Source organism: Ruegeria sp. AN11 (assembly GCF_056536005.1).
Map to the genome: position 1 here is coordinate 636,657 of NZ_JBQFJD010000001.1, position 20,950 is coordinate 657,606.

Below are 20,950 nucleotides of genomic sequence, written 5' to 3' on the forward strand. Positions count from 1 at the left end.
ATGACAAGTAATGAACAGCCCGTCATTCAGGCAAAACAGCTGGACCTCACCTTCCAGACCAATGACGGGCCGATCCACGCATTGAAAGATGTAAACCTGTCGATCGACAAGGGCGATTTTGTCAGTTTCATCGGCCCCTCGGGCTGTGGCAAGACCACCTTCCTGCGCTGTATCGCGGCACTTGAAACCCCGACCGGGGGAACCCTGACAGTAAACGGCATGACCCCGGATGAAGCGCGGCGGAACCGGGCCTATGGCTATGTGTTTCAGGCGGCGGGGCTGTATCCCTGGCGGACCATCGCCAAGAACATCAAGCTGCCGCTTGAGATCATGGGGTACTCGGCGGCCGAGCAGGATGAGCGTGTGAAGAACGTTCTGGAACTTGTTGATCTTGAAGGGTTTGGTGGCAAGTTTCCTTGGCAGCTATCCGGTGGGATGCAGCAACGTGCCAGTATTGCCAGGGCGCTGGCTTTTGATGCCGATATCCTGCTGATGGACGAACCTTTCGGCGCTTTGGACGAAATCGTGCGCGACCACCTGAATGAACAGCTTCTTGCGCTGTGGGCGCGGACGGAAAAGACAATCGGGTTTGTGACCCACTCGATCCCCGAGGCGGTGTATCTGAGCACCAAGATCGTAGTGATGAGCCCGCGTCCGGGACGGATCACGGATGTGATTGACAGCCCGCTGCCCAAGGAACGGCCTTTGGACATCCGGGATTCTCCGGAATTCATTGAGGTGGCCCACCGCGTGCGCGAGGGGCTGCGTGCCGGTCACGGGGATGACGTCTGATGCCGGGTGAATCTATCAGACGGGCAGAGCGGGACGATGTCCCGGCCTGCGCACAAGTTATCTCGACTTGGATGAAGGCAACATGCTGGATGCCCGAAGAACTGCCCGTGGAAAAGCTTGCCGGATTGATCAATGAGGCCTTTCCGCAACGCGAAATCTGGGTCGTGGGCGACCCGGTAGACTGCTACATGTCCGTTGATCCCGTGGCGTGCAAGGTCGGCGCATTATACTGCCTGCGAACCGGCAAGGGGATTGGTAAGCGGTTGTTGGACAAGGCCAAGGAAAATCGCGATTTTCTGTGGCTGACAACACATGAGCCGAACAAGGCAGCGCAAAGGTTCTATCGCCGGGAAGGGTTTGTCGAGGCCGGAACGGAGCCGCCCGTGCCGCCCGAAACCCTGCCAGTGATCCGGATGGAGTGGCGTGCATGAAGCAGATTGTTGCCGTGTTGACAGTCGTGGCTGCTATCGTTGCCATTTGGTACGCCGCCTGTGTTCCGATGAACATCAAGGGTGTGCTGTCCGAGCTTGAGCGCGGCGGGGCCGAGGTTCAGCCGCCGACCGCCAGCGCGCGCCGCGACATGGGAGAGGCCAGGCTGGTTTTGAGCAACAGCTTTGCGATCCCCGCCACGTGGGAGCAGAAAAAACCGCGCCTGCCATCCCCGCACCAGGTCGCGATCGAGCTGTGGGAGACCACGATAGGCAAGAATATCACCTCCAAGCGGTCGCTGGTGTATCATGGTTGGGTAACCTTAAGCGCCACGATTCTGGGTTTTGTCATTGGTACCGGGCTTGGCATTTTGCTGGCCGTTGGGATTGTCCATAGCCGGGTCATGGACCTGTCTGTTATGCCCTGGGCCATTGTCAGCCAAACGATCCCGATCATTGCGTTGGCACCGATGATCATCGTCGTTCTGTATTCGGTGGGTGTTCAGGGGATTATTCCCAAGGCGATCATCTCGGCCTACCTGAGCTTTTTCCCGGTTGTTGTCGGCATGGTCAAAGGCTTGCGCAGCCCGGATGCCATGCAACTTGACCTGCTGCGGACCTACAATGCCAACACGTCGCAGGGGTTCTGGAAACTGCGCCTGCCCGCATCGATGCCGTACCTGTTCGCTTCGCTAAAAATCGGCATCGCAGCGTCGCTGGTCGGCGCAATTGTCGGAGAACTGCCGACAGGTGCGGTTGCCGGTCTGGGCGCGCGGCTGCTGGCAGGCAGCTACTACGGTCAGACCGTTCAGATCTGGTCAGCCCTGTTCGCGGCGGCCATTCTGGCGGCTTGCCTGGTGGGTCTGTTGGGTCTGATAGAACGGGCGGTACTGAAACGCATGGGGATGGCGCAATGATACTGGTTTTTGGTGCAGTCCTGTTGTGGGTGTTCGGCTGGTGGCTGAACAGCCGGCTGGCCAGTGGTCCCTGGGCGGACACGCGCATGGTCAGGTTTCTGGCCCCTCTGGTTTTCGGGCTGACGGTTGTTGGCATCTGGGAAATGCTGGTGCGTGGGCTGGATGTTCCTCTGGTCATTCTGCCCGCACCGTCGGTTATCGCGCTGCGGTTTGCGGACAGTTTGCCGATCCTCTGGGCCGATTTCGTGCAGACGATCATCAAAGGCGCCTTCAGCGGATATGTGATTGGTTGCGGCGCGGCGTTTCTGATGGCGATTGCCGTGGACCGGTGGGATTTCCTGCGCCTGGGTCTGCTGCCGGTTGGTAACTTCGTTGCTGCGCTGCCGATCGTGGGCACCGCACCCATTCTGGTGATGTGGTACGGGTTCGACTGGCATTCCAAGGCCGCCGTCGTGGTTGTGATGGTGTTCTTTCCCATGCTGGTCAACACCGTGGCTGGCCTGCGCGAAGCGACAACCATGCAGCGCGACCTGATGGAGACCTATGCGGCGACCTATTGGCAGAGCTTTGTGAAACTCCGCCTTCCTGCGGCGATGCCATTCATTTTCAACGGACTAAAGATTTCTACCACCTTGGCCCTGATCGGCGCTATCGTGGCCGAGTTCTTTGGTTCGCCCATAGTCGGGATGGGCTTTCGAATTTCGACCAGCGTCGGACAATTGTCGCTGGATATGGTCTGGGCCGAGATTGTTGTGGCCGCGCTGGCCGGAACGGCTTTTTACGGGCTGGTGGCTATGATCGAAAAGGCGGTGACATTCTGGCATCCGTCACAACGAGGATAACGCAGGAAAGAATTCAACAGACCCCGAAAACGGGGCACCAATAGCAACTAGGAGAAATGAAGATGAATAAGCTACTCAGCGGGGCGGTTACAGCCTTCAGCCTGGCAGCCACTACGGCGCTGGCGGCGGACGAGGTAACGCTACAGTTGAAATGGGTCGGTCAGGCGCAGTTCGCGGGCTATTTCGTGGCCGAAGCAAAAGGCTATTATGACGAAGAAGGGCTGGATGTCACGATTAAGCCCGGCGGCCCTGATATCGCGCCGGAACAGGTCATCGCAGGGGGCGGGGCTGACGTCATCACCACATGGATGGCAGCCGGACTTGCGGCGCGTGAGCGGGGCGTACCCTTGGTCAACATCGCGCAGCCCTTCAAGACCGGCGGATTGCAGGTCAACTGTTTGAAGTCCACCGGCGTTGAATCTCCGGAAGATTTCCCGGGGCGGACGATGGGTGTCTGGTTCTTCGGGAACGAATACCCGTTCTATGCATGGATGGCATCTCTGGGAATCGAGACGGATGGTGCGGATGAAAACGGTGTTACGGTTCTGAAGCAGGCGTTTTCGGCAGATCCTCTGATTCAGGGGCAGGCTGATTGCATTTCGACCATGACTTACAACGAGTACCGCCAGATCCTGCAGGCCGGTATCACCCCGGAAGAACTGGTGACCTTCAACTACCTGCAGATGGGCTTTGGTATGCTCGAAGATGGTCTGTACGTCATGGAAGAAAACCTGGATGACCCGGCCTTTGTCGACAAGATGGAGCGCTTTGTTCGGGCTTCGATGAAAGGGTGGAAATACGCTGCCGAGAACCAGGAAGAAGCAGCCGAGATCGTGCTGGAGTTTGACGAAACCGGCGCACAGGAACTGGATCATCAGGTCTATATGATGGGTGAAATCGCAAAGCTGATCGAAGGATCGGATGGCGCGCTTGACCCCAGCGACTATGAGCAGACCGTGAAGACGCTTCTGTCGGCCGTGTCCGCGGAAAACCCTGCCATCACGAAGGAACCGGAAGGGGCATGGACTCATAAGATCACGGATGCAGCATTGAACTGACAACCGGATTACTTGAAACAACGAAACGCGGCTTGGAAACGGGCCGCGTTTTTGGTTTGAGGTGCCGCAAAAGTGTCTGTACTTACAATCATTTCCGATTAGTATTTCGTTGTGAATTGATGCAATTCGTACGAGTTGGCGTTCAAGTGGGATGAAATGCAGGATTTTGCATCAGAATTCAGCAAGGCGATGGCTCTGATCCTGAACGGGGATACAGAGCTTTGGTCGATTGTCCTGCTATCCCTGCGCGTTTCGATCTTTGCCGTGTTGATTTCAGCCGCCATCGGCATGCCCTTGGGTGCTGCTCTTGCCGTGGCTCGGTTTCCGGGACGCCGAGTGCTGATTGTTCTGATGAACGCCCTGATGGGTTTGCCGCCCGTGGTGGTCGGGTTGCTTGTCTATCTGATGTTGTCACGGTCAGGGCCATTGGGCGTCTTGCAGCTGCTTTACACACCAACCGCGATGATCATCGCGCAGGTGGTTCTGGTCACGCCCATCGTCGCAGCATTGACACGACAGGTGGTCGAGATGCTGGCCGAAGAGTATTCGGAGCAGTTGCGCTCGCTTGGCGTGTCGCGACTGGCCTCGGTTCCGGTCTTGTTGTGGGATGCCCGGCTGGCACTTGTCACGGCGTTGCTTGCGGGCTTCGGGCGGGCCATTGCCGAGGTTGGCGCAGTGATCATCGTCGGCGGCAATATCAATCACGTGACGCGGGTCATGACGACCACCATCGCGCTTGAGACATCCAAGGGCAATCTGGCGCTTGCGCTGGCCCTTGGGGCGATCCTGATCGGAATTGCGGTGGCGGTAAATGCCATGGTCAGCGCGCTGAGCCTCAGGGCTGAACGGGAAGGATTACGCCATGCGTGATCTGGCCGGTGAAATGTATAGAAAACTGAAGGTGAAGGATCTCAGGATCGCGCGTGATGGCAAGGACCTGCTGAACGTGCGGGAACTGACTTTGGACGGGCCTGGTCCGACGTTGATCCTCGGGCCGAACGGGGCGGGCAAAAGCCTTCTTCTCAGGTGCCTGCATGGGTTGATCGCGCCGGACGGCGGTCGGGTGTTTCAGGACAACGTGCCGCTGAATGCCGAACACAAGGCGCGTCAGGCGATGGTCTTTCAACGGCCGGTTCTGTTGCGCCGCTCTGTTGCGGGCAATTTGGGCTTTGTGCTGAAACGACAGGGGCTGAACCATGCTCAGCGCAGGGACCGAATTGCAGAGCTGCTGACCGAGGGCGGGCTGGAAGCCAAGGCGCGTCAAGCGGCACGATCCCTTTCCGGAGGTGAGGCGCAGCGATTGGCCATTCTTCGGGCACTGGCTACATTGCCCGATACCTTGTTTCTGGACGAACCGACCAGCGCACTTGACCCAGGCGCGACGCAGAAAATCGAACAGATGATCTTACGGGCTTCCATGCGGGGCGTCCGCATCGTGATGGTGACGCACGACATCGGTCAGGCCCGGCGATTGGCGGCAGATGTGGTCATGATGCAGGCCGGTCATGTGGTTGAACATGGCGCCGCCAATCAGGTACTTGAAGCGCCGACAAGCGAAGCCTCGCGACGTTACCTTGATGGCGGACTGGTCACTTGAAAACTCGACGGAGAACTGAATGATCCGAAACTTCATTCGGGCAGCGGTTGTAGCGTTTGGCCTGCAGCTTGCCCCCGCGCAGGCGGAAGCGCCGTTTATCATCGTTCAATCGACCACATCGACGCAGAACTCGGGCCTGTTGGATTACATCCTGCCGGGTTTTGAAGCGGAAACCGGAATTGATGTTCGGGTCGTGGCGGTCGGCACAGGGCAGGCGATCAGGAATGCGATCAATGGGGACGGCGATGTCCTTCTGGTGCACTCAAAGCCCGCCGAAGAGCAATTCGTTGCTGACGGCTGGGGCGTCGAACGCTTTGACGTCATGTACAATGACTTTGTGCTTGTAGGCCCCAAGTCGGATCCGGCCGGTATTCGCGGCGGCTCCGATGTTCTGGCCGCCCTGTCTGCGGTGGCCGAGGCCGAGGCCCCTTTCGCCTCGCGCGGGGATGACAGCGGAACCCACAAGGCCGAAATGCGTCATTGGGCCAGTGCAGGGATTGATCCGACCAAAGCGTCGGGTAGGTGGTACAGTGAAACGGGATCGGGAATGGGGGCCACGCTTAATGTGGCAAGCGGGTTGCAGGCCTATGCGCTGACGGATCGGGCCACTTGGCAGTCATTCGGAAACAAGGGCGATCTTGAAATTCTTGTCGAAGGTGATCCGCGCCTTTTCAACCAATACGGCATCATTCTGGTTAACCCGGAAAAGTACCCGGGTGTCAGGGCCGCTGCCGGGCAACGTTTTATCGATTGGCTGACAGGGCCTGACGGACAGGCCGCCATCGAGTCCTACCAGTTGGACGGACAACAGCTGTTCTTCCCAAACGCCAGATGAAAGCAGGCACTCAGCCACTGGCCCCGTTATGATGGACTGTTCCCATACGGGACAGATCGTATCCGCCGAATTCGGTTGCTCGAGTGGAAAATCGTTCTGATCGCAGGAATCCCAGCAGCTTTTGCAAGGGAGCGTCAAAATAAGCGCGGCGCCAGATTGCAAGGTCCAGCCTCTCGGTATGCGTCGGGACAAAACCAAGATTATACAGTCCGGCCAAGGCCCCCAATCCGAATCCGACCTCGGCTTTGGCATCGTGCAGGGCCACAGCCAGTTCTTCCTCGGTTCGGGCGCAGGATGGCAGCGCGTCCAGATCATCCCGAGTGAGGCCGCAGGCGGACAGTTGACCGTCGAACAGATGTTGGCTTGCCGCACTATCCTGACGGAGTATGACCCGCCGCGCTTTCAGGTCCCCAAATTCCCTGATGCCCGACACGCCTGGGGCCAGCAACAGACCGCGCTGTCTTTGCGCAATCTCGATAAGGACAACCGGTGCTTCGCCGAAGGTGTTGCGCATCGCCTGGGTGTTGAACCCGTTTTCTTCGTGGATATGCAACACGGCAGCCTGCGCGCTGCGATCTTTCAGGCGGTTCAGGCCGTCGAAAGACCCGTCGTAATATGTTGCCAGACCCGATCCGCTTTCCCGTAACGCCCAGTCCAGCAGTGGATCGTGACTTCCTGCCACAATCGGCGGAAGCGGCGGTTCCGCAACCTGCGGCCCGGATCGCGACGCGTTCAGCCAGGCGATGACCTCGGCCCGGGGGAACAGCAGCTTGCCCATTGCGCGCACACAAGGCACCTCGCCCGAGGAGGCCAGATCATAGGCCTTCCGCTCACCAATGCGCAGCAGGTCGGCCAGTTCTTTTGTGGTCAGGTAGTGGGACATTCAGTCGAGGCGCACCGCAGAACCAGACCCTGCATCCGCAGCACTGAACCCGGCCTGTTTCAGAGCATAAGGCGCGCTGACAGTGATAACGACCATCGCCGCAACGGCGGCAAGAAAGGCTTTCATGGTTCCCTCCGGCTCAGTTTTCCGGTGCGGTGGCGTGGCGCAGAAAGTCGATCAGATCCACTCTGTCCTGTGACCCGGCGATCCGCTGCATCGGCATCTTCGATCCCGGAATGTAATGGTCCGGACCCTGATCGAACAAGGCATTAATTGTGTCCTCATTCCAAACGATATCAGAGTCTTGCAGCGTGTCCGAGTAGAAATATCCGGGCAGGGTGCCTGCCTGCCGGCCAAAAACGCCGTGCAAAGTCGGTCCGGCCCGTCGTTCACTGTCGGGGGTCAAGCTGTGGCAGATCGAGCATTTTCGGGCAAACTGGCGTTCGCCATTGCTCATCTCATCCGGGTTTTTAAGGAAGCTGGGTTCGGCTGCCGCCATTTGTTCCTGATCCCCAAGGGCGGCGACGGGCCAGCTATACATCGCCTCGTCAATGCCGCCGGCATGGATGTTCTGACCGTCCGGCGAGAAGGCCAATGCCCAAACCGGCCCGCGCAAGGTTGCACGGAAATCCTGCGCGATGCGCCATTCGACCGTGTCGATCACCATGATGTAGCCTTCGCCATCGCCGACCGCCAAAAGGGTGCGATCGGGGCTAAGCGCCAGCGCAAGGATTGGACGGCGGTCGAGCGTAAAGTCGCGTTCTTCGTCGGTTGTCAGGTCCAGGATGCGCGTCACACCGTCCACGGCGCCATAGGCGATCCAGTTGTCAGTGGAGTTCAGAACCAGTTCGTTAATACCGAACCCGTGTTCGACCATCCGGTCAGTTTCCTGTCCACTGGCAACGTCCCAAACGCGCAATGTACCGTCCATGCCCGCCGAGTATAACGTGGCCCCATCCGGGGAAAAGGTAACGGCATTCACGCCGCTGCCCGCCTGAAGTGTCAGCGAGGCCGAACCATCTTCTGGCCAAATCCCGATGGTTCCGTCCCAACTGGCCGTGGCCACATGCGTCTTCGAGGCGGCAAGCCCAACGATCTTGCCTTTGTGTTGGCCAACGATCTCTCCGTCCGGCCAGCGACGCAGCGTGAAATCGTCTCCGGCGGAGTAGACAGCTCGGCCGTTGAAGGCGACGGAATTGACGGCGGCCTCGTGCCCTTCAAGCCATTCCGGCTTGCGGTCCGACCACAGCCCGACCGAGTTGTCGAAACTGGCAGTCGCAATCCGTCCGTCCGGCGCAGCGGCGATCCCCATGATCGGCCCGCCGTGACCCTTGAGCGTGAAAAACTCGGCCAAAGCCGGGAAGGGGATCAGGGCCAGTGCTATGACCAGCTTGCGCATCTATTCCGCGGGCGAGGCCGCTGCCTTGCCAGCCTCTTTTTCCTGGACGTCTTCCAGCCACAGCGAATGATGCTCGCGCGCCCATTGTTCCTCGACCTCTCCCGTGCCCATGGCGTCAAATGCGCCCTCCATGCCGACCGAGCCCAAGTAGATATGGGCGATGATGATGGCGATGAACACATACGCGACCATCACGTGCCAGACTTGGGCATACTGCATCTCTTCCTGCGGGGACATCTGCTCGGGCAGGGTCAGGCCCAGCATTTGCGGAAGCCCGGTCGCGTTGGCGACCGAGAAGGTCTTTGCGAACATCGGCAGTTCAAAGGGGAACAGAAGCGACAGACCGGACAAGCTGATCGAGACGCCGAGCAGGATACAGGCCCAGAAGATGATTTTTTGGCCCGCGTTGAACTTCCAGGCGGGCGGGTGACTGCCTTTGGAAAACAGGCCTCCTCCGGCAGCTAGCCATTTCAGGTCGGTCCGGTTGGGGATATTGTGGGCGATCCAGTTCACCGTGACGATGATCAGGCCAAGCATGAAAGCCCAGGCGAGGTTGTTGTGCAGCCATTTGCAACCTTGAGCAATCGTTGCAAACCCTTCCTTGCCGACAAGCGGGATCAGGAAGTCGCGGCCATATAGAGTCAGCAGACCCGTGACGCCGAGGATCAGAAATGACCCAGCGAACAGCCAATGGCCGAACCTTTCAAAGCCACCAAAGCGGGTGACCGTGCGGCCGGTCTTTTCGCCGTCGATCCTGATCTTTCCACGGATCAGGAAGAATAGCAGAAGGACAACAAGCATTCCGCCGATGATGTAGCTGCCATATTCGCGCAGCGGACCGGTGCGGAAGTTCAGCCACCACATGCCGCCGTCCTGAATCAGCACCCCGGCTGCTGGACCTTTGGACGACACCGTCACGTCCGCTGACCTATAGCGCAAAGCGCGATAAACATCGCTGTCCGAGGCAACCCCGCGTGTACCCAACTGGCCCAGCAGGCCCTCGGCGTTGCTTTGCCCGGTGTTGTCCGAGCGATAGCTGTCGTCCACCTTTTCGCCGCGCTGACGCGCCAGGATATCTTCAAGTGTCGAAGCCCCCCCGGTCGCCGACCTGTCAGCAGGGGCGGGGGCATCGGCTTCACTTGATTGGGCGATGGCGGTCTGGGCCACCGAAAATGTCAGCAGCAATACGGTGAGTAAGCGGAACATCTGAACCTCGGTCAAAATCCCTGTTCAGGCGACCCACAATTGCGGGTCGCCTGCTTGGTTCACGAAAACGGGTTTATCCGTCTTTCTGGTCGTAAGCCGTGCCCCAGCCCCATGCGCCCGAGCCAAACCCGCGCGCCACGACGCGCTCGCGGTAGATGGCTGAGACCACATCGCCGTCACCGGCGAGCAGGGCTTTAGTGGAACACATCTCGGCGCAGATGGGCAGTTTGCCCTCGGCGATCCGGTTGCGACCATATTTTGCGAACTCTGCGGTCGAGTTGTTCTCTTCGGGACCGCCGGCGCAGAAGGTACATTTGTCCATCTTGCCGCGCGATCCGAAGTTGCCAGCCTGCGGGTATTGCGGCGCGCCGAACGGGCACGCGTAGAAGCAATAGCCGCAGCCGATGCACAGGTCCTTGGAGTGCAAGACGACGCCTTCCTCGTTCTGATAGAAGCAGTCGACCGGGCACACCGCCATACACGGTGCATCCGAACAATGCATGCAGGCAACCGAGATCGAGCGTTCACCCGGATTACCGTCATTGATCGTCACCACCCTTCGGCGGTTGATGCCCCACGGCACCTCGTGTTCGTTCTTGCACGCGGTCACGCAGGCGTTGCACTCGATGCAGCGTTCAGCGTCGCAGAGAAACTTTGCTCTAGCCATTATCGTCCTCCTTACGCTGCCCAGATCTTGCAGAGAGTACACTTGGTCTCCTGCATCTGGGTCACTGAATCATAGCCATAGGTCTGGGCGGTGTTGGAACTTTCACCCAAGACATAGGGATCGGCACCAGCAGGGTATTTCGCCCTGAGGTCTTCGCCCTGGAAATGGCCGCCGAAGTGGAACGGCATGAAGGCCACGCCGGCACCGACCCTGTTGGTCAGCATCGCCATTACCTTGACCTTGCCACCTTCGGGACCTTCGACCCAGACCTGCGACCCGTCACGAATACCAAGGTTGTTGGCATCGCGCGGATTGATCTCGACGAACATGTCCTGCTGCAGTTCAGCCAGCCACGGGTTCGACCGCGTCTCATCACCGCCGCCTTCATATTCGACAAGACGACCTGACGTCAGGATTATCGGGTAATCCTTTGAAAAGTCGTTCTTCTGGATCGAAGCATAAAGGGTGGGCAGGCGATAGGCATGCCGGTCCTCGTAGGTCGGATAGTCCTCCACCAGATCGCGCCGGTTCGTATAGAGCGGTTCGCGATGCAGTGGGATCGGATCCGGGAAGGTCCAGACGACTGCGCGGGCCTTGGCGTTCCCGAAGGGCGCACAGCCATGAGCGATCGCGACCCGCTGGATACCGCCGGACAGGTCGGTTTTCCAGTTGGTCTCTGGCCCCGCAACGGCGTCGATGGCCGCGCGTTCCTCGGCCGTCAGATCGCCATCCCAGCCGAGGTCCATCAGCATCTGCATCGTGAATTCGGGATAACCATCCTGAATTTCCGATCCAACGCTATAGACCCCTTCAGCCAGCAGGTTGTCGCCATCACGTTCCACGCCAAAACGGGCACGGAAGGTCAGGCCGCCTTCGGCCACCGGTTTGGACATATCATACAGGTTCGGTGTCCCCGTATGACCCATTTCCGGCGTTCCCCAGCAGGGCCAGGGCAGACCATAATATTCGCCGTCGTTGGGGCCACCAATGGCCTGCAGCGTGGTTCTGTCGAACGTGTGCTGGTTGGCCATATGGCTTTTCAGACGTTCCGGCGACTGACCGGTGTAGCCGATGGTCCAGAGGCCCGAGTTGAACTCACGCGTGATGCTTTCAACATTCGGGGTTTCGGGGTCTTCCATCTCGATATTGCGGAAGAACCGATCCGCCCAGCCGAACTTGTTGGCGAACTTGGCCATGATGACCTCGTCCGGAAGGCTTTCGAACAGCGGATCAACCACCTTGTCGCGCCACTGCAGCGAACGGTTCGACGCCGTGACCGAGCCACGGGTTTCGAACTGCGTGCAGGCGGGCAACAGGTAGACCCCATCGGTGCGGTCATGTAGAACGGCCGAGACGGTGGGATACGGGTCGATCACGACCAGCATGTCCAGCTTCTCCATCGCCGTTTTCATCTCCGGCCCTCGCGTTTGCGAGTTAGGAGCGTGACCCCACAGAACCATGGCACGGACGTTGTTGTCCTGATCCATGTTCGCCGGGTCTTCCAGGACACCGTCGATCCAGCGGGAGACCGGGATGCCACGTTCGTTCTGAAGTGGTTTGTCCTTGCCTTCCTTGTCCTTGATCGTGGCGAACTGACCAGCCAGCCATTCCGGTTCTTCACCCCAGACACGGGCCCAATGGCCCCAGGCACCTGCCGAAAGGCCATAGTAGCCGGGCAGGGTGTGTGACAGAACGCCCAGGTCCGTCGCGCCCTGCACGTTGTCATGGCCGCGGAAGATGTTGGTCCCACCACCCGAGGTGCCCATGTTGCCCAAGGCAAGCTGCAACACGCAGTATGCGCGTGTGTTGTTGTTGCCGTTGGTGTGCTGCGTACCGCCCATGCACCAGATCACGGTGCCGGGACGGTTGTTGGCCATGGTGCGCGCAACGCGCTTCAACTGCGAGCCCGGAGTACCGGTGACGCGCTCGACCTCATCCGGGCTCCACTTGGCAACCTCTTCACGGATCTGGTCCATGCCCCAGACACGGGTGCGGATGAACTCTTTGTCCTCCCAGCCGTTGTCGAAGATGTGCCACAGGATGCCCCAGATCAGCGCAACGTCTGTGCCGGGGCGGAAGCGGACATATTCATCCGCATGCGCCGCGGTGCGCGTAAAGCGCGGGTCGCAGACAATCAGCGGCGCGTTGTTCTGCTCTTTCGCGCGCAGAACGTGCAGCAGCGAGACGGGGTGCGCCTCGGCCGGGTTGCCGCCGATGATGAAGATGGCCCGGGAATTATGGATGTCGTTATACGAATTGGTCATGGCGCCGTAGCCCCATGTATTCGCAACACCCGCAACAGTGGTTGAGTGGCAGATACGGGCCTGATGGTCCACGTTGTTCGTGCCCCAGTAGGCGGCGAACTTGCGGAACAGATAGGCCTGTTCGTTGTTATGCTTCGCGGACCCCAGCCAGTACACGCTGTCCGGTCCGGATTCTTCGCGGATGCTCATCATGCCGTCGCCGATCTCGTTGATCGCCTCTTCCCAGCTGATGCGCTTCCACTCGCCGCCTTCCTTTTTCATCGGATATTTGAGGCGGCGTTCGCCATGGGCATGCTCGCGGACCGAGGCCCCCTTGGCGCAGTGCGCACCCAAGTTGAACGGGCTGTCCCAACCGGGTTCTTGCCCGATCCAGACACCGTTCTGCACTTCGGCGACGACTGTACAGCCGACCGAACAGTGGGTGCATACGGATTTGATATTCTCAACGGCCTGGTTTGCCGCTGTCTGGGCGCTGGCTGGCGTCACGGTTCCACCCGTGGCGCTGATCGCGGCAAGGCCGCCGATCGTCAGGCCCGAGCCACGCAGGAATGCGCGGCGATCGACGGTTTTTTCGCCGACCTGGGACAGGATACTTGTCCGCTGGGGGCGTCTCGCAACCCCGTTGGTCTTTTTCCTAAGCATTGTTTTCCTCCCTTGCTGGCCATGTGAGCCATGGCTGGCTTGGTACTGCTGAAGCCGACGTCAGGGCCAATCGCAACCGTCAGTCGGGTGTGACGTCGTCCGGATCAGACCCGGGCGCTGTCGTCGCGGCTCAGAAGCGCGCGCTTTTCAAGTATGCGCGTGTATGCGCTGTGTTCTGAATCCGGGTCTCGTCCGTCGGCAGCTCGGCTGCCTCGGCTTTCCCGGTCAGGCTGGCGGCGGCAACGGCAGCGGGTGCTGCGGTTCCAGCCAGTTTCAGGAAATCGCGGCGTGTGGCGCCGTCTTCCTTGGTCTTGCTCATGGGCTCCTCCTTCCCAATTGCGATTTAGCGCCGTTTAGGGCGCTGGCGAATGGCAGCAAGTTACGCTGCCGTCATCCGGAAAGCCTCCCGCTCGATCTCCATGAAAACCCGACCGGCTGTCCCGACCGAGGCATAGAGAACCGAAGCTTCGGCGGCTTCGAGATCCGAATAGAAATGCATGGCCCATGGGCCGATGTGCTTGTTCCAGAACACCTTCTGGTCCTCCAGCGTGGCAGGCGCGCCAAAGCGCCCGACGATCATGCCCGCCATCATCTCCATCAGCGACGCGATGTTGTCTTCGGGTTCAAACACGTTTTGCGCCCGGGTAATCCCACGCGCTGCCATGTCGTTGCGCAAATGGGCCAGTGGTTTCTCGTTCAGGAAACCTGTCAGATAGAAGCTGGCATAAGGCAGCAACTCGCCCCGACCCAGCCCTATGAACAGCGCATTGAACTCCCGTTCCGCCGCTGCACGTTTGGTGACTTTGGCAACCCTTGCCATGGCCTGAACGGCCTTGCCCAGTTCAGTGTCGTCGCCACCCAATCCGGCCATCTGATCCAGCAGCAACTGATCCGGCGGGCCCGCCAACAGCAAACCAAGGAAGTTGTAGAAATCCGCGCGCAGTCGGTCTTCGGCCGAGACATCCAGGTTTTGCGCGTTGCTTGCGGTCATTGGGTTATCCTTCGAATTCAAACGTCATACGGCGCGGGGCAGGGGTTAGTTCGGTATCGTCAGGCGTATCGCTTTCTGCGACCTGTACAGGTTCCGGTCGCGTGTCCTCAACGAGTGCCGGTTCGTCCCGGACTTCGGTGATCACCTCGTCCTCGCCTTCGGGTGGACGTTCTTCTTCATCATCTTCGGCGGCCAGCGCCTCGACATGGGCCAGCATACCTTTGCCGACCTGATAGGCCGTCTGAATGTTCTCGATGACGCATGCGGCGTCCGTATAGTCCTCACCGTAGTCGACCAGCCCGTCCACATTGGCCAGAACCGGATTCAATCGCCACAGGCGTCGCAATGCACGTCGGCGGAGGCGGTCGGGGACGGCCTGGGCCATGAACCCTGAAATGTCGTCACCGGGTTTCAGATCATCCGGGTCCGGCAGATCGAATGCGGCAAGAATCTCCGCATCTGACTTCTCTTCCAGCTCTGCCTGCTGTTCTGCCACTTTCTGCGCTTCGGAGGAGGTGCGTTCAGCCTCGGCTTCAGCCTGAACGGCAGCCTTGCGGCGGGACCAGAAATCGCGCACTTCCGTCATTGCACGATCCTCCGCGGCGCGCGATACACGTCCGAGGCCTGCCGAATGCGCGCATCCCCTTTTCCATCTTCCACCAGATCGGTCCGTTTCTTGTCACGGCGGCGTTTGACGAACACCTCATCCCGGTGATGTTGCAGGGTAAAGTCGCGCACCCACGCAATCAGACCTTCGCTCATGGGGATTTTTTCGACGATCTCTTCTCCGGTATCTGCATAGTCCTGACCTTCAAAAGGAGAAGCCGTGATTAGAACCGCATTCAACGGATGATCTCCGTCAAGCTCGTCCCGCAAGACCAGATAGACGGACGGCTGAATGTCAGCGAGGTTCACCATGTAGGCTTCGGTTTCGTCTGCCCAGAGTGTCAGCGGAAGGGTGGCTGCGTGGTACTCCACGGCTTCCCCCTCGCGGCGCAATTCCTTCCAATCTGCAGGTCCTGCTCCGGGCAAAGCCGCCACTGCACGCCAGCTCCACCGCGCCCAACGGGTCACACCCGGTGTTTTGCGCACAACAACGCCAACCGGCATTTCGATCTGATTTGCGGCCCTGGCCACCTAATCCTCCCCGAAAGGCTCTCCCCTGCCTTCCTTGGTGTCCACTATGGTACACAATACGGCTTTTCGCCAAGCATCTTATTAGAGCGAAACATGACAATTGATCACCACAAGTTTATTTTTTAACCAATTGGTAATGAATTTTGGTGCCCGGGCGAGGGTTATGCGGGGTCGATCCGGCGAATAAACCCTTCTTTGGTGCCGTGGACATTGCCTCACTGCGCATACGGCTTAATGTGCTGAGGGTGGGGAAAGCGATGGGGATGGATATGGCCATAAAGATGCTGCTTTGCGATTGCGCAGGAACCCAATCGCTGGATGCGGACAAGGTGGCCTCGGCCTGCGACGTGGCGTGTTCCAAAATTCACAGCGCGCTGTGCACGCGGGAACTGGAAGCCGCCGCCGCTGCGCTGAAAGGCGAGGATACGACAATCATAGCCTGCGGGCAGGAGCAGGACGTGTTTCGTGACCTTGCCGACGATCTGGGTGTTGAAACGCCCGGCTTTGTCGATCTGCGCGACCGCGCAGGTTGGTCCGAACAGGGGCAGGATGCGGCACCCAAGATGGCTGCGCTGGCCGCCGAAGCACTGCTGCCGCAACCGATCACTCCCAGCGTCGATGTCGTTAGCGAAGGGACCTGCTTTATCATTGGGCCGGGCGAGGCCGCTTTTGCGCTGGCCGGGCGCTTGTCAGATACTTTGGCGATCACGGTTTTGGCCACGGATGACGCTGTACCGGTCTCCAGATCGTTTGACGTCGTGCATGGGGAACTGCGCACGCTGAATGGGGCGCTTGGTGCGTTCTCGCTGAAGCTGGACAGGTTGAGGCAGTTGAAACCCGGCGGGCGGGGCGCGTTCGGTTGGACCGACGCAAAGGATGGCGCGCGATCGGTCTGCGACATTGTGATCGACCTGACCGGCGGCACCCCATTTGTTCAGGCCCCGGCCAAGCGCGAAGGCTACCTGCGCACCGATCCGCGCGATGCGCTGGCCGTCGAAAGGGTGGCGTTTGATGCGGCGCAATTGGTTGGAACGTTCGAAAAGCCGCTCTATGTTCGTCTCGATGAAACCCTTTGCGCCCATTCCCGGGCGGAACAGGTGGCTTGCACGAATTGTCTGGACATTTGTCCGACGGGTGCAATTACTCCGGCCGGAGAACACGTCGCAATAGATCCGATGATCTGCGCCGGATGCGGCGAATGTTCATCGGTTTGCCCGTCGACGGCGATCACCTACGAGGATCCGCCCCTGGCCGCTTTGCTGTCCCGGATGCATGTCCTGGCGCGCACCTACCGAAGGGCCGGAGGCATCGCTCCGCGTTTGCTGGTTCACGATGCCCATGGGGCCGAGATGATCCGGCTTGCTGCCCGGTTCGGTCGGGGCTTGCCTGCGGATGTGATCCCGCTGGAACTGAGCGTGATCTCGGGTTTTGGTCATGCGGAAATGCTGGCCGGTCTGGCCCACGGATTTGCACGAGTCGATGTCCTGCTTTCGCCAACGACCGAAAAGGACGCGCTGGACAAGGAACTGATGCTGGCGCAGGCAATTGCCGATCCCGAGTGTCTTGGTGTGATTGATGAAACTGACCCGGATGCACTGTCTGACCGTCTTTACGATCAGCATGTCCCGCAGGCTTTGACCGATCCGGTCCTCCCCTTGGGAAATCGTCGGCAGGTCGCGCGACTGGCAGCGCAGGCGCTGAACCCTGGCGCCCATGAGCCGATCACTTTGCCACAGGGCGCGCCATATGGGGCCATTGCTGTTGATACGGATGCCTGCACGCTGTGTTTGAGCTGCGTGTCGCTGTGCCCGTCCGGCGCATTGGTCGACAACCCGGATATGCCGCAACTGAATTTCCAGCAGGACGCGTGTTTGCAATGTGGCCTGTGTCGGACGATCTGCCCCGAAAAAGCGATTGCTCTGGTCCCGCAGCTGGACCTGAGTGACAAAGCCCTGTCTCAGCAGGTGTTGAACGAGGAAGAACCCTTTGCCTGCGTCGAGTGTGGAGCGTTGTTCGGTGTGAAGTCCACGGTCGAGCGCATTATGGACAAACTGTCGGGAAGCCATCCGATGTTTGCCTCATCCGAACAGGCGCGGATGATCCAGATGTGCGACAATTGCCGTGTAAATGCGCAGTTTCAGCACCAGGACAATCCTTTTCAATCCAGCCCAAGGCCGCGTGTTGTCACCACCGAGGACTACTTCTCGAAGCGAAAGGATCACTGATGCTGCAGTGGCGCGCCCAGATTGGCCGCGCGGATGTTCGATACGAAGGCGAGGATGGCCTCCAAGTCCTCCAGCGTGATTTCGACCGGGTGAATAGGCGAGGGCCGGGTCGGATCGAACGGCGGTGTCAGCCCCGCGATTTGCGTGAACGAAGGGTGCGGGTTCAGCGCAAAGAAGGCTTCGAACCGCTCCGACCAGTCGGGCATGGCGCGCAGAACCGCAAAGGAAGGGGTCGAGCCCAGACCGTTCATGCGGTTGCGCGGACCAATAACATGACACCTTCCGCAATGGGTAAACGACAGCTCGCGCCCGATCTCAGTGTTCGCGTTCGTTGCCGTTTCTTCTGCAGTTTCAACGGTGTCAAACTGCGTATCGAAAGGAGGGCCCTGATCCGGCACAAAGCTTTCGATCGTGCGCTTTCCAATGTCCGACAGCATCCAGTCCTCAAACCGGACCTGGCGGGGGTCATCCTGAATACGAAGATGGTAGGTGACGCCATCCCGGGCAAAGACGGGCTTACCCGGCGGGGAGGCCGCCACAGACATTATCCCGTTTTCATCGGCGATAACCCGGATTCCGGTCTTGAGGGAAAAGCGCGGAAGAATATGTTGCAGTAGACCCGAGTCCCTCACCTGATCCGGAGCCGCAAGCCCAAGCGCCTCCTGCGATAACGAAGGGGTGGCAGACAGCGACAGGCTCAGGCACAAAAGGATGGCACGCATTCCCCAAGCCTAGCGGCGATAGGCGGATAGCGTCAAATAAACTGAAAAAGACGGAGACACATGCAATGACAGGCGATACCCACACTATGGGGCGGAACAAGGAAACAGATGCATGAGTGTTCGTGACGCGGTTCTGGCGAACTTGAAAAAGATCACCGACCCGGTTTCGGGTCAGGACATCGTCAGTGCAGGTGTGGTGCGTGCCCTGAATGTCGAAGGTGAAACCGTTCGTTTCGTGCTGGAGATCGACCCGAAACAAGCCGAGCGGATGGAGCCGGTGCGTGCCGCCGCCGAACAGGCCGCGAAAATGGTCGAGGGCGTAGAAAAGGTATCCGCGATGATGACCGCGCATTCCGAAAAGGCGCCGCCGGATCTGAAGCCGAAACCCAAGCCTTCGCAGACAGGGCCACAGCCGGTTGCGGGTGTTGACCGGATCATCGCCGTGGCATCGGGCAAGGGCGGGGTCGGTAAATCGACGGTTTCCGCCAATCTGGCCTGCGCACTGGTCGCCGAAGGTCGCCGTGTTGGACTGTTGGATGCGGATGTTTACGGGCCATCGCAGCCGCGTATGCTGGGGGTTTCCGGACGACCGGCAAGCCCTGACGGAAAAACGATCCTACCGTTGCGCAATCACGGTGTCACAATGATGTCGATGGGCCTGATGACCAACGAAGGGCAGGCGGTTGTGTGGCGTGGCCCAATGCTGATGGGCGCGCTGCAGCAGATGATGAACCAGGTGCAATGGGGTGCACTGGATGTGCTGATCGTCGATCTGCCGCCCGGCACAGGCGACGTGCAACTGACGCTGAGCCAGAAGTTCCGGGTGGACGGTGCCATCGTCGTGTCAACTCCGCAGGACGTGGCACTGATCGACGCCCGCAAAGGCATCGACATGTTCAATCAGCTCAAAACGCCCATCGTGGGGATGATCGAGAACATGTCGACCCATATCTGTTCGAATTGCGGACATGAGGAGCATGTATTCGGACACGGCGGAGTGGCCTCCGAAGCCGCTGCGCTGGGCGTTCCGCTGCTGGGGGAAATTCCGCTGCATCTGGACATTCGCGTCGCAGCCGATGGTGGTGCGCCGATCGTGGTCAGCAAGCCAGACAGTCCGCAGGCCGAGGCGTTCCGCAAGATCGCCCGCGACATGATCGCCAAAGGCCAGGCATGACCGAGCCGGTCTTCCCCCCATTGCTGACCGGACATCCGGTTCAGGGCGGGGAAGACCCGTTTGACCGTGCGCAGGCCATGGCTGCGCTGGGCTGTGACGCGGGCGCGGTCGTTTACAATATTCAGGCAGACCGTCTGCGGGTTGCGATTGTCTTCGCGCCCGAGGTGCCGCTGCAGGACGCAATGGCCATGCTGCCGTTGTGCGCCGTGGGCTTCCAGAACGCTTTGGGCGCGCTGGCCCCGCCCGAGGTTGCCGTACATCTGGGCTGGGACGGTTTGATCTGCGTGAACGGGGCCCGGTGTGGGCAGTTTCGGGCCGCTGCTTCCGCCACTAGTTTGGAAGAAATCCCTGACTGGTTGGTGATCGGGTGGGAACTGGCCTTGTTGCAGACAAGCGATGCACCCGGGGAAAACCCTGATGTAACAGCGCTTTATGACGAAGGCTGTGCCGAAGTCGGCCCGGTGCCGTTGGTCGAAAGCTGGTCGCGTCACATGCTGACCTGGCTCAATCGCTGGCAAGAGGACGGCAACGGCCCGTTGCACGCAGAATGGATGGGACTTCTGCGCGGCGTGGGTGAGCCGATTGAGGAACAGGGCATGTTCCTTGGCACGGATGAAAGGTTCGGTATGCTGATCCGCAAGGGTTCGGACACTCAACTGCGCCCACTGACTGAATTGCTGGAGGCATCCTGATGAAATTGGCCCGTGCCATTCACTTTGACGAAAGTGACATGAATGTCTTTCAGTCGCCTGCGCGCACCGGTGAATGGTGTATTTCGGGCGGGTTCGAGTTTTCGAACTGGGGGTCGGCTGATCTGGCAGGCAAGGCGCGGCAGGCCTTTGCCAACGGCTGGCTGGGGCTTGAGACATTCGGACGGGTGACATTCGTCGCCGTTACCAAGGTCGAACCATCCGAACTTGAACAGATCGCGCAGAGCCTCGCGGATCATTTCGTTCGTTTCTACGGAGCCCCGTCAATCGATGCAGCCCTGGGCGTTGCACAGGCCGAAATTGACCATATGTCCGGCCTGTGTGAAGAACACGCGCCCAACACGCTGCTGACCGTTGCTCGCGAGTTGACCGATTCAGGTGTTCATGAAGCGTTTCGCGTCATCGTTCCCCAAGATGCTGAACTTGAGGCGCTTGCCGTCCATGGGTCACTGGACGAATAG

General features: G+C 59.6%; 23 protein-coding genes. 12 read left to right on the forward strand and 11 right to left on the reverse strand.

Features of this window, described 5'->3' with window-relative positions; all coding sequences use genetic code 11:
• The 8 genes from ACR3EQ_RS03120 to ACR3EQ_RS03155 all read left to right on the forward strand — a co-directional run bounded on the left by ACR3EQ_RS03120 (position 1) and on the right by ACR3EQ_RS03155 (position 6,469).
• The gene (locus ACR3EQ_RS03120) at positions 1-792 is read left to right on the forward strand and encodes an ABC transporter ATP-binding protein (protein WP_170616166.1); all 792 of its coding nucleotides are present in this window, start codon (positions 1-3) and stop codon (positions 790-792) included.
• The gene (locus tag ACR3EQ_RS03125; protein WP_170616168.1) at positions 792-1,223 is read left to right on the forward strand and encodes a GNAT family N-acetyltransferase; all 432 of its coding nucleotides are present in this window, start codon (positions 792-794) and stop codon (positions 1,221-1,223) included. Before ACR3EQ_RS03120 ends, ACR3EQ_RS03125 begins: the two co-directional genes overlap by 1 nt.
• On the forward strand, positions 1,220-2,137 hold the full coding sequence (locus ACR3EQ_RS03130; RefSeq protein WP_480489694.1) for an ABC transporter permease: 918 nt from the start codon (positions 1,220-1,222) through the stop codon (positions 2,135-2,137). The genes ACR3EQ_RS03125 and ACR3EQ_RS03130 overlap by 4 nt, the downstream gene beginning before the upstream one ends.
• Positions 2,134-2,979 (forward strand): ABC transporter permease, encoded by an 846-nt coding sequence (locus ACR3EQ_RS03135; protein ID WP_170616172.1) that lies wholly within the window; start codon positions 2,134-2,136, stop codon positions 2,977-2,979. Before ACR3EQ_RS03130 ends, ACR3EQ_RS03135 begins: the two co-directional genes overlap by 4 nt.
• Before the next feature lie 62 nt (positions 2,980-3,041).
• Complete coding sequence (locus ACR3EQ_RS03140; RefSeq protein WP_170616174.1) at positions 3,042-4,037, forward strand: ABC transporter substrate-binding protein; 996 nt, start codon at positions 3,042-3,044, stop codon at positions 4,035-4,037.
• A gap of 156 nt (positions 4,038-4,193) precedes the next feature.
• Positions 4,194-4,907 (forward strand): ABC transporter permease, encoded by a 714-nt coding sequence (locus ACR3EQ_RS03145; protein WP_170616176.1) that lies wholly within the window; start codon positions 4,194-4,196, stop codon positions 4,905-4,907.
• Positions 4,900-5,634, forward strand: coding sequence for an ATP-binding cassette domain-containing protein (locus ACR3EQ_RS03150; RefSeq protein WP_480489695.1), 735 nt, complete (start codon positions 4,900-4,902; stop codon positions 5,632-5,634). The genes ACR3EQ_RS03145 and ACR3EQ_RS03150 overlap by 8 nt, the downstream gene beginning before the upstream one ends.
• Positions 5,635-5,653: 19 nt before the next feature.
• A complete protein-coding gene (locus tag ACR3EQ_RS03155; protein ID WP_480489696.1) occupies positions 5,654-6,469 on the forward strand; it encodes an ABC transporter substrate-binding protein in 816 nt (271 codons plus the stop codon).
• A gap of 10 nt (positions 6,470-6,479) precedes the next feature.
• Here the strand turns inward: ACR3EQ_RS03155 and ACR3EQ_RS03160 are convergent, their stop codons facing one another.
• The 10 genes from ACR3EQ_RS03160 to ACR3EQ_RS03205 all read right to left on the reverse strand — a co-directional run bounded on the left by ACR3EQ_RS03160 (position 6,480) and on the right by ACR3EQ_RS03205 (position 15,658).
• On the reverse strand, positions 6,480-7,352 hold the full coding sequence (locus tag ACR3EQ_RS03160; RefSeq protein ID WP_480489697.1) for a substrate-binding domain-containing protein: 873 nt from the start codon (positions 7,350-7,352) through the stop codon (positions 6,480-6,482).
• On the reverse strand, positions 7,353-7,478 hold the full coding sequence (locus tag ACR3EQ_RS03165) for a hypothetical protein (RefSeq protein ID WP_321253456.1): 126 nt from the start codon (positions 7,476-7,478) through the stop codon (positions 7,353-7,355).
• A 13-nt stretch (positions 7,479-7,491) separates the two neighbouring features.
• Positions 7,492-8,751, reverse strand: a complete 1,260-nt coding sequence (locus tag ACR3EQ_RS03170; protein ID WP_170806185.1) for a c-type cytochrome — start codon at positions 8,749-8,751, stop codon at positions 7,492-7,494.
• Positions 8,752-9,957, reverse strand: coding sequence for a formate dehydrogenase subunit gamma (locus ACR3EQ_RS03175; protein WP_480489698.1), 1,206 nt, complete (start codon positions 9,955-9,957; stop codon positions 8,752-8,754).
• Between the two features lie 73 nt (positions 9,958-10,030).
• Positions 10,031-10,624 carry a formate dehydrogenase FDH3 subunit beta gene (gene fdh3B, locus ACR3EQ_RS03180; protein ID WP_058273836.1) on the reverse strand — a complete coding sequence of 198 codons (594 nt, stop codon included), beginning with the start codon at positions 10,622-10,624 and terminating at the stop codon, positions 10,031-10,033.
• 11 nt (positions 10,625-10,635) lie between these two features.
• Positions 10,636-13,530, reverse strand: coding sequence for a formate dehydrogenase subunit alpha (locus tag ACR3EQ_RS03185; protein WP_170616188.1), 2,895 nt, complete (start codon positions 13,528-13,530; stop codon positions 10,636-10,638).
• A 130-nt stretch (positions 13,531-13,660) separates the two neighbouring features.
• The gene (locus tag ACR3EQ_RS03190; RefSeq protein ID WP_170616190.1) at positions 13,661-13,849 is read right to left on the reverse strand and encodes a ubiquinol-cytochrome c reductase iron-sulfur subunit N-terminal domain-containing protein; all 189 of its coding nucleotides are present in this window, start codon (positions 13,847-13,849) and stop codon (positions 13,661-13,663) included.
• A gap of 60 nt (positions 13,850-13,909) precedes the next feature.
• The gene (locus ACR3EQ_RS03195) at positions 13,910-14,521 is read right to left on the reverse strand and encodes a TorD/DmsD family molecular chaperone (RefSeq protein WP_480489699.1); all 612 of its coding nucleotides are present in this window, start codon (positions 14,519-14,521) and stop codon (positions 13,910-13,912) included.
• Positions 14,522-14,525: 4 nt separating this feature from the next.
• A complete protein-coding gene (locus tag ACR3EQ_RS03200) occupies positions 14,526-15,107 on the reverse strand; it encodes a DUF3306 domain-containing protein (protein WP_170616194.1) in 582 nt (193 codons plus the stop codon).
• Entirely contained in the window at positions 15,104-15,658 is a 555-nt protein-coding gene (locus ACR3EQ_RS03205; RefSeq protein WP_170616196.1) for a DUF3305 domain-containing protein, read from the reverse strand. Before ACR3EQ_RS03205 ends, ACR3EQ_RS03200 begins: the two co-directional genes overlap by 4 nt.
• 269 nt (positions 15,659-15,927) lie before the next feature.
• Between ACR3EQ_RS03205 and ACR3EQ_RS03210 the strand changes: the two genes are divergently transcribed.
• The gene (locus ACR3EQ_RS03210) at positions 15,928-17,883 is read left to right on the forward strand and encodes a 4Fe-4S binding protein (RefSeq protein ID WP_170616198.1); all 1,956 of its coding nucleotides are present in this window, start codon (positions 15,928-15,930) and stop codon (positions 17,881-17,883) included.
• Here the strand turns inward: ACR3EQ_RS03210 and ACR3EQ_RS03215 are convergent.
• Positions 17,877-18,605: a hypothetical protein gene (locus tag ACR3EQ_RS03215; protein ID WP_480489700.1), complete on the reverse strand. Its 729-nt coding sequence runs from the start codon at positions 18,603-18,605 to the stop codon at positions 17,877-17,879. The two genes, ACR3EQ_RS03210 and ACR3EQ_RS03215, sit on opposite strands and share 7 nt — an antisense overlap.
• 112 nt (positions 18,606-18,717) lie before the next feature.
• Between ACR3EQ_RS03215 and ACR3EQ_RS03220 the strand changes: the two genes are divergently transcribed.
• From ACR3EQ_RS03220 to ACR3EQ_RS03230, 3 genes are read left to right on the forward strand one after another with little or no spacing between them, the layout of a single operon-like run.
• On the forward strand, positions 18,718-19,779 hold the full coding sequence (locus ACR3EQ_RS03220; protein ID WP_480489701.1) for an Mrp/NBP35 family ATP-binding protein: 1,062 nt from the start codon (positions 18,718-18,720) through the stop codon (positions 19,777-19,779).
• On the forward strand, positions 19,776-20,471 hold the full coding sequence (locus ACR3EQ_RS03225; protein WP_480489702.1) for a biotin/lipoate--protein ligase family protein: 696 nt from the start codon (positions 19,776-19,778) through the stop codon (positions 20,469-20,471). The genes ACR3EQ_RS03220 and ACR3EQ_RS03225 overlap by 4 nt, the downstream gene beginning before the upstream one ends.
• Positions 20,471-20,950 carry a DUF6505 family protein gene (locus tag ACR3EQ_RS03230; protein WP_321253428.1) on the forward strand — a complete coding sequence of 160 codons (480 nt, stop codon included), beginning with the start codon at positions 20,471-20,473 and terminating at the stop codon, positions 20,948-20,950. Before ACR3EQ_RS03225 ends, ACR3EQ_RS03230 begins: the two co-directional genes overlap by 1 nt.